The following is a 6,320-nucleotide window of genomic DNA, read 5'->3' as shown; positions in this document are numbered from 1 at the left end:
CTTTCTATTATATCAATGGTATTCGTTCCTCCCAGTGAGCAACTGGCAACTGGCAACTGGCCACCCAGTAGCGGCCAGTCAGCTACTTTCTAGAATATCGGCATAGGGATATCTCACGTTTATTACGGAATCAATTTTTTGTTCGCGACTCTTCAAACAACCGTTTTAGGAATTCTTTCTTCATAGTAGAACAACTGAATACTTGCTTGATTGCCGGGTCGTAAGCATAAATCGTGCATCCAGCGGGATAACCACTAATACCAAATAGTTTAGTTCCCTTTATCCATCAGCATTGGGTCTTCGCCTTTACGAACGTTAACACAATTGGTGTGGGCTCTGAATGATATATGAACAGATAGGGAGGCACTTTCGATATGTGTTTGTCCACACCTCAGCATGGCACCGCCCCCCGTCTTTAAGGATAGCGTTACGTCGACCCGTTGAGTTCACAGCACGGAGCGGACAGATACCCATTATGGAGGGGCTAAAGCACAGTTCGAACGTTCACTGAATCGCCTGCAACTGGACTATGTTGACCTGTACCTTATTCACCAGCCCTACGGTGATATCCATGGTGCATGGCGGGCAATGGAAGAACTACAGCAGGCCGGAAAAATCCGCTCTATTGGCGTGAGCAATGTTCATCCCGACAGACTTGCAGATCTTGTTGCATTCAATAAAGTCGCCCCCGCCGTGAACCAGATTGAAGTTAACCCCCTTCAACCAGCAACTGCATGCAGTACCGTGGATGCAAAGCCATGGGATTCAACCTGAAGCCTGGGCACCTTTTGCTGAAGGGAGAAACGGGCTATTCCAGCATCCCGTATTAACTGCGATTGGTGAGAAATACGGCAAAAGCGTGGGTCAGGTTGTCCTGCGCTGGATCTTCCAACGCGGCATCATTTCGCTGGCAAAATCAGTGCGAAAAGAGCGTATGGAAGAGAATAGCAACATTCTCGATTTTGAACTCAGTTCTGAAGACATGCTACAGATAGCCGCTCTTGATACCGCAACCAGCGCGTTCTTCTCGCATCGCGACCCGGCAATGGTGGAATGGCTGACTGGCCGTAAACTTGATGTCTAAGCCGCTATAGAAGAGGAGCTTATTGATGCAAAAACGTTATCTCGGAACATTCAGGCTTGAAGTGTCTGCTCTGAGGTTGGGAGTGACAACCAGTTTTAGCGTTTCTCTGGCTCAAACCACGCAGCTAATTGCAGAATATCATTTTCTTGCAAAGTCCCTGCGTTGTAGCGTAGCTCTAGCCATGATTGGAGCCAACTGTATTTCGCTTCTGCCAAATCCCGCCGCGAGTTATACAGTTGCTGCTCAGCCAATAAGACATCCAGATTGATTCGTTCACCACCCAATACGCTGCGACGGGTAGCCAGCAGTACCTTTTGCGCTGAATCTACCGTCATTTGCCACGCACGTATTTTGGCGGCACCACTACTCGTGAGATTGAACTGGCGTTTGAGCTCCGCCAATACCTGTCTGGTTTCTTGATCGAGTTCCGCCTGCGACTGTTGATAGTGTGCCGTTGCCTGCCGAGTCGCACTGGAAACACTCCCCCCAGCATAAATAGGCACATTCAACTGTAGACCAATGTTTTGCGTATCATATTTCTGGTTATAATTATATTCCGCTTCAGAGCGAGAATTACGGGAGGAGGCCACCAGTTGCAAGGTCGGCAGATGACCGCTACGACTGTTTTCTATTTCATAATGTTTGGCATCCAGATTCTCCCGCTGGCCGGCAAGACGGGCATTATAGCGAATAGCCAGATCGCGCCACTGCGCCAGTGTGCGGTCATCGCTGATATTCTGTGGCAAAGCGTCCAACGTTAATGGCCGTAACTCTGCCAAATTAACCGATCGACCGATCATATTTTCCAGTTCGGTTAACTGGCTATCCAACACATCTTGTTGCTCAATAAATTGTACCTGAGTCAACGTCAGGCGTGCAGCCGTTTCATCAATATCTGTTTGTGTGCCCTCCCCGGCAACCAATAACCGACGATTCAGTTGGATCTGTTCCTCATAAGCACGTAATTGGGCATTTAATAGGGCTGTTTTTTCCTGAGCTAATAAGGCGCTGCTATAAGCCCGATACAGCCGGACGATCAATTCCTGACTTTTATCCCGATAATGTTGATCTGCGAATAACTTACGCGCAATGCCTTGGCGATAGCGGGCATAGGCGCCGTAATCAATTAATGGTTGCCGCAAAGACAGCATGGAGACATAGCTATCGTAATCCCGTTTTACCTTACTGTTACTACGGTTATCAGCCTGACTCACTGTGGAGTAATTGGTGTTTGCCCCATAGCTGTATTGCAAGGAGGGTAATAAACCAGATAAACCTAAGGAAACCTCCTCTTGTCCTGCGTCCCGCTCATAACCCGCAGCCCGAAATTGTGGATCATTATGTACTGCCAATTCCCATGCATCGAGTAATCCCAGTGCATTTCCCCGCTCAGGTAACACTAACAGGATGAAAAAAATGATTCGTAAAGTTAATGGCATCCAATGCTCCCTACTCTTCCGTTAATGCTATGTGCAAGCGATCCATCAATGGCTTAAATAGATAATTAATCATTGAGCGTTCACCGGTACGGACAAATCCTTGAACCGGCATACCAGGCTTGATTTCTAAGTGATCCAACGTCTGCCGCGCCGCCTCACTGACTTCTACCCGTAAACTGTAATAAGGCTCTTGCGTTCGTTCATCTAATATCCGGTCAGCCGACAACAATTTTACCGTCCCTTCTACTTTCGGCGTAGTGCTCTGATTAAACGCTGTAAACTGCAATTCCACCGCTAAGCCAGAGTGGATTTTATCCACCATTTCTACCGGTACTCGCGCATCCACAAAGAGCGGTTGATCATCAGGCAAAATTTCCATCAGAGACTGGCCTGCCGCGATAACACCACCTTCGGTAAAGACTTTCATCTCCACCACGGTACCGGCTACCGGCGACCGCATTTGTATATTTGCCAGATCGAAATTCGCTTTTTCCAACTGGCTGAACACTTCAGTTATGGTGGATTGCACTTCCGCCATCTGGGTGTTGACCTCTTTCCGATATTCTTGTTGACGCAGTTGGATACGGAAATTTTGTTCCTGTATTTCCCGCTCGCCCCGCTTGATTTCGCCGACAATCTGCGCTATTTCGCCGTTAAGTTGCGCATAAAGCTGCTTACTTTCCAGCATTTTATTGCGCGGGACATAGTTCTCATCCGCTAACGATTTCAATCCATCCAACTGTTGGGACAATGCTTGCTTTTGGCTATTCTTACTACCAAGAACTTGCTTCTGCGCCCCCATCGCGGCCTGTAAACCGGCAATATTGGCGCGTAATCCATCACTTTCCAACTGTAATGCTTGCTGGCGGCTATCAAGTAGTAGTTGTTGTAAGGCCAGCATTTCATCCATACCAGTCTGCCGCTTCACTTGTTGTAAACGAGGCGTCTCCACCAACTGTTTATCCCCCTTTTGCTCGGCCAATAAACGAGCTTCGTTCGCCAGCAACTGATAGTACTGCGATGTTAGTCCATTACTGGCGGAGCGTGCCCTGACAGCATTTAAAGTCAGTAGCACTTCACCGGCAACTACCCTGTCGCCATCATGAACCATAATGTGGTCAACAATACCGCCTTCGGGGTGCTGAATGGCTTTTCGGTTGCCCGAAACCACCACAGTACCCGTAATCGGAACCCCTTTATCCAACGGGGCCAGTAGAGCCCAAAGGATAAAACCGCCAAAACCGGCCAATACCAACCCCCATCCCCAAGACAATGCCCGATTCTCACTGCGTTGTATTTCCTGCAAAAATGCCTGTTCCGTTTTTTTATTGTGTTCGGACATATGACTTGCTTCTCTTCTTATTGCCACTCAACCCGGTATGCCTGTTGTTTGCGCAGCGCGCTTTAGTTCAGGCTGATTAGACGCATTTAGCTGCTGTAGTTCGGCCATCACTTCGCCTGCCGGACCAAATCGCTGCTGTTGCCCCTGATTCAGGATCAATAACTTATGGGCACGAGCGGTCAACGCAGGACGATGAGTGATCAACACCAAGGTACAACCGCGTTTTTGTAGCGCATCCAGTGCCGTCAACAGGGCACGATCCCCGGCGGTATCCAGACTGGCATTCGGCTCATCCAGCACCAAAAAACAGGGATCACCATATACTGCTCTTGCCAGCGCTATCCGTTGGCGTTGACCGCCCGACAGACCCGCACCACTCTCACCAAGCTCCGTGTCATAACCTTGAGGCAGTGAGAGGATCAGCTCATGAACCCCGGCCAACTTTGCAGCGGCAACCACTTTCTCACTGTTAGTGGTACCGAATCGGGCAATGTTCTCCGCCAGAGTACCGCTGAATAATTGAATATCTTGTGGAAGGTAGCCGATATATGCACCCGATACTTCTTTGTCTAACTGATTCATATCGGCTGAATCCAGCCGCACAGTCCCTTGACTCGGCGCTTGTACTGCAACTAACAAGCGTGCCAAAGTGGATTTTCCCGAGCCGGAAGCACCCAGAATCCCCAAAGTCTCCCCCGCATTAAGAGAAAAATGAATATTATGCAAACGCGGAGGTTGATTGGTATTGGGACGGAAAGTGAGGTGTTCAACACTCAGCTCACCTGTCGGTGCTGGCAAGGTCATGCTGTCTTCACGATGGGGATGATTGTGTAACAGTAAATGCAAGCGGTTCCAGGCTTGACGTGCTGCAACCCATTGCTTCCAGACCCCAATTAACTGGTCGATAGGACTAAGCACTCGCCCGACCAAAATCGATCCGGCGATCATCATACCCGCGGTAATCTCACCGTTTACCGCCAGTAATGCCCCCAAACCTAGCATCAAAGATTGTAAAACAATGCGCGAGCTTTTCGATAAAGCAGTCACAGCCGCAGAACGTTCACTCGCCAGATTCTGCTGGCGGATAAAACCATAGTGCTGCGCTAACCAGCGCTTACGCATATTGCCTAACATTCCCATCGCTTCAATCACTTCCGCATTGCGTAAATGCGTATTGGCCTGATGGGTTGCTTGCATTGACAGCTTATTGGCTTGCGCCAATGGGTGGTGGGTAATACGTTGGTTTAACCAGGTGAGGATGATCAGAAAAATAGCACCGCCCAACGCCAGCAGACCCAGCCACGGATGTAACAGGAAAACCACAGCGAGAAATAACGGAAACCAAGGCGCATCGAAGAAGGCAAACAGAGCATTACCGGTGACAAACTGGCGTAATTGAGTTAAATCCGTTAACGCCTGTCCTGCTTTGGCATCACCATCACGCAAGTTACGCTCAAAAGCCGCATTGAAAACCTGTTGATTGAGACGCAAATCCAGTCGGGTACCAAGACGGATAACCACCAGACTACGCACCCACTCTAGCGCTCCCATAAAAAAACATAAGCCAACCATGAGTAATGTTAGCATCAGCAATGTCATCTCATTACCCGAAGCCAAAACCCGGTCATACACCTGCAACATATACAAGGAAGGTGCCAACATCAGTATATTAATAATGGCACTGAATACACCCACACCGTAGAAACTCTGACGACATGCACCCAGCGCTTCTCGCAATCGGTCATAATTAGGAATTGAATGAGAAACCATATCTTTCCTTTAATGGTTTTCTGACAAGCGAAATATTATGTTTATGGCTTTACCTCTCAAGGAAAAAGATAAAGTCATTAGATGAAGTAGATTGGTGTTAATTCGGTATACGGCGCAATGTGACCACTCCGGTATTATCCGGCAAAGTCATTTCATAACCTTCTTGTGCTCGTTCAAAAAATGCCAATGCATTACCAGTCCCATCAGTTAAAGTAATGCCGTCCGGTGTTGGACGCCAGCCCTGCGGAGCACTACCCAGTAACTGTTTAAGGCAGGAGGATTCTCCGCTGGCATGCCAGGTCAAGTTGGGTTTAATTGCCGTGGATTTCAGCTCAATGCCGCAGACTTTCACAACAGAGCTATTTAACTGTAATTGCCATTGACCACTTAAATCACTGGCATTCGGTAGCACCAGACTGCTCGCCATAATCGCTCCTGAACTCATTAAAGTTGATATCGCCAATATGGCACCAAACAGTGACCGATAAGGTTGACGTAATGACCTCTTCACCATAAATACTCCTTTATAAACAGTGCTCGGCTTATCACCCGGACGCTGGTTTACTCTTATCAGCACAGCCTTATAGGATAAACGCTATCTTTAGATCAGACTGTTCCATAATTCATAATATAAAGAGGCATTCAGCAATAATTAACCCACTCTACATGCAACTATAAAACTCAT

The 6,320-nt window shown here is 48.1% G+C and carries 4 protein-coding genes and 1 pseudogene; 1 reads left to right on the top strand and 4 read right to left on the bottom strand.

What is annotated here, in order from left to right; translation table 11 throughout:
- Nucleotides 1-465 precede the first annotated feature (465 nt).
- A pseudogene (locus tag V1952_RS19220) lies at nt 466-1,084 on the top strand (aldo/keto reductase); the annotation flags it as partial.
- 95 nt (nt 1,085-1,179) lie between these two features.
- Here V1952_RS19220 and V1952_RS19215 read toward each other — a convergent pair.
- From V1952_RS19215 to V1952_RS19200, 4 genes are all read right to left on the bottom strand, one after another.
- Nucleotides 1,180-2,523, bottom strand: coding sequence for a TolC family outer membrane protein (locus V1952_RS19215; protein ID WP_420075340.1), 1,344 nt, complete (start codon nt 2,521-2,523; stop codon nt 1,180-1,182).
- A 10-nt stretch (nt 2,524-2,533) separates the two neighbouring features.
- On the bottom strand, nt 2,534-3,865 hold the full coding sequence (locus V1952_RS19210; protein WP_372558282.1) for an HlyD family type I secretion periplasmic adaptor subunit: 1,332 nt from the start codon (nt 3,863-3,865) through the stop codon (nt 2,534-2,536).
- Nucleotides 3,866-3,892: 27 nt separating this feature from the next.
- Nucleotides 3,893-5,635 carry a type I secretion system permease/ATPase gene (locus V1952_RS19205; RefSeq protein WP_372558281.1) on the bottom strand — a complete coding sequence of 581 codons (1,743 nt, stop codon included), beginning with the start codon at nt 5,633-5,635 and terminating at the stop codon, nt 3,893-3,895.
- Nucleotides 5,636-5,732: 97 nt separating this feature from the next.
- Nucleotides 5,733-6,149 (bottom strand): protease inhibitor Inh/omp19 family protein, encoded by a 417-nt coding sequence (locus V1952_RS19200; RefSeq protein ID WP_050086261.1) that lies wholly within the window; start codon nt 6,147-6,149, stop codon nt 5,733-5,735.
- Nucleotides 6,150-6,320 lie beyond the last annotated feature (171 nt).

The organism is Yersinia sp. 2542 StPb PI, from assembly GCF_048593855.1.
GTDB classification, from domain to species: domain Bacteria; phylum Pseudomonadota; class Gammaproteobacteria; order Enterobacterales; family Enterobacteriaceae; genus Yersinia; species Yersinia enterocolitica_E.
The sequence above is the reverse complement of the archived record's forward strand: the minus strand, read 5'-3'. Positions and strand labels throughout refer to the sequence as shown.

Coding starts and splice junctions, on each gene's coding strand:
- V1952_RS19210 (WP_372558282.1), bottom strand. CDS start 3,865: ATGTCCGAACACAATAAAAAAACGGAACAGGCATTTTTGCAGGAAATA.
- V1952_RS19215 (WP_420075340.1), bottom strand. CDS start 2,523: ATGCCATTAACTTTACGAATCATTTTTTTCATCCTGTTAGTGTTACCT.
- V1952_RS19205 (WP_372558281.1), bottom strand. CDS start 5,635: ATGGTTTCTCATTCAATTCCTAATTATGACCGATTGCGAGAAGCGCTG.
- V1952_RS19200 (WP_050086261.1), bottom strand. CDS start 6,149: ATGGTGAAGAGGTCATTACGTCAACCTTATCGGTCACTGTTTGGTGCC.